This window comes from Kitasatospora sp. NPDC091257, from assembly GCF_044757675.1.
GTDB classification, from domain to species: domain Bacteria; phylum Actinomycetota; class Actinomycetes; order Streptomycetales; family Streptomycetaceae; genus Kitasatospora; species Kitasatospora lactacystinica.
On sequence record NZ_JBIVVI010001372.1, the window covers coordinates 1 to 2,190 of the forward strand.

Sequence of the window (2,190 nt, forward strand, 5' to 3'; positions counted from 1 at the left end):
GTGACCCAGGCCCCCATCGAGTGGCCGACCACCGTGACGGGCCCCGGGCCGAGGGCGCCGATCAGCGCGGCCACGTCGTCGGCGTGCCGGGCCAGCCCGTACGGTCCGGCGACCGAGCGGCTGGCGCCGCGGCCCCGCAGGTCGGGCGCGAGCAGGGTGACCCGGCCGGCGAGCCGGCGGGCGACCTCGTACCAGGCGAGGCCGTTGGCGGTGATGCCGTGCACCGCCACGATCGTGGGGGCCTGCGGGTCGTCCGCGGGCCAGCGCAGGACGGCCAGGTCCCCACCGGGCACGGGGACGGTCAACTCCTCGGGCTTCAGCGGCGACTGGCTCACGCGGGGGTACCTCCGGTGGGGTGGGCGGTTCCGAGACCGGCCGGCACCGAGGCGGAGCGGGCGGACCGGGCGGTGCGGATGCGGGCAGGCAGTCTAGCCAGGCCGCCGGGCAGCAGGTAGACCACGGCGACGAACAGGGCGCCCAGCAGGAACAGGGGTTGGGAGAGCGGCACCCGCAGCACCGCCGGCAGGTCGGCGACGGTCGAGGAGTTGGCGAGGTCGCCGAGCCGGTGGCTCGCCCAGGTGTACAGGACACCGCCGAGCAGCGGTCCCCAGCGGGTGCCGGAGCCGCCGAGGACGACCATCACCAGGAGCGCGAGCGTGGCGTCCGAGGTGGCGGCCTGCGGGGTGGCGCCACCGGTCAGCAGCAGGTAGACCACCCCGCCCAGCCCGGCGAGCCCGCCGGCCAGCACCAAGGCGACCAGCTTGTAGCCGTAGGGCCGCAGTCCGAGCACCTCGACCCGGCGCTCGTTCTCCTTGATGCCCTCCCAGACCCGGCCCATCGGCGACTTGACGGCCCAGTGGACCGCGGCGACGGTCAGCACCAGGTAGCCGACGGCGATCCAGTACAGGTTGGCGGTGTTCTCGATCCCGAGCAGGCCGGCGGGCAGCAGGTCGGCCGGGGCGGAGCGGCCCTCCTCGCCGCCGGTGACGCCGCCGGGGTTGCGCTGGACGAGGATCGAGCCGGCCTGGGCGAAGGCGAGGGTGACCATGGAGAACCCGATGCCCGTGACGCGCAGGCTGACCGAGCCGAGCAGCAGGGCCAGCAGCACGGAGCAGGCGACGCCGAACACCGCGGCGGCGGCGAACGGCAGTCGCAGCTCCAGCATGCCGAGATCGGTGGCGTACAGGCCGGTCGCGAAGTAGAGCGCGTGGCCGAAGGAGAGCAGTCCGGTCCGACCGAGCAGGAGGTCGTAACCGGTGGCGAGGGCCCCGTAGAGCAGGCACAGGGCGAGCAGTTGGAGGCTGCCGGGGCTGCCGAGCGGGCCGTCGAGCAGTCCCGGGACGGGAAGCGCACTGTATGGGGCGACAAGGAACGTGATCAGCAGGGCGATCGGCCACCAGCGTAGCGCTCTGTGCACGCCTGTCCAGCGGTTAGTGACTGAATCACCTGTTCGAGGGATGGCGCCGGGCCCGCTCCTGTGTTCACAATGGGTCTCGGCAAGGCCGGTGTCAGTCCCCCTTGCCACAGTGGCGGTGTCGGCGGAGCTGGTGTCAGTCCCCTCTTCCGGCACGGCGGTCACGGCAGGGCCGGTGTCAGTCCCCCCTGCCGGAGCGGCGGCGCTGCGGCCCGCCGCGGGGCCACCGGTGCTCGTGATCGGTGTTTCGGCGCTCACGCGAGCCTCCCGGTGAGTCCACGGGGTCGGACGAGAAGCAGGACGGCGAGCAGGACGACGACCGAGAGGTCGCCGAGACCGGCGCCGGTGTAGTAGTTGGCGAACTGCTGGACGAGGCCGACGCCCACCGAGGCGACGGCGGCTCCGGTCACGGAGCCCATGCCACCCATGACCACGACGACGAAGGCGAAGATGAGCAGGCCGGTCCCCTGGCCGGGATTGACCGAACCGAAGTAGAGGCCGCCGAGGGCGCCGCCGAGGGCGGCGGCCGCCCCGCCGAGGGCGAAGACGAGGGTGAACGCCCTCCGGACGTCGATGCCGAGCGCCGTGACCATCGCCCGGTCCTCGACGCCGGCCCGGACGATCAGCCCGTAGCGGGTGCGGGCGAGGAACAACCGAAGAGCGAGCAGCAGCAGTGCGGCGGCGGCCACCAGCACGAAGCGGTTGACCGGGACGGTCGCCCCGAGCACGTGCCAGGTGCCGGACAGCAGTTCCGGCTGGGGGAAGGGGCGGGAGTC

The 2,190-nt window shown here is 73.5% G+C and carries 2 protein-coding genes and 1 pseudogene; all 3 read right to left on the reverse strand.

Annotated elements, in window-relative coordinates:
* The coding region (locus ACIQOV_RS38400; RefSeq protein ID WP_401055409.1) for an alpha/beta fold hydrolase at positions 1-335 on the reverse strand (335 nt) is incomplete at its 3' end.
* Positions 332-1,459: a branched-chain amino acid ABC transporter permease gene (locus ACIQOV_RS38405; RefSeq protein ID WP_401055411.1), complete on the reverse strand. Its 1,128-nt coding sequence runs from the start codon at positions 1,457-1,459 to the stop codon at positions 332-334. The genes ACIQOV_RS38400 and ACIQOV_RS38405, both read right to left, overlap by 4 nt.
* 209 nt (positions 1,460-1,668) lie before the next feature.
* Positions 1,669-2,190: pseudogene (locus ACIQOV_RS38410) on the reverse strand (branched-chain amino acid ABC transporter permease); the annotation flags it as partial.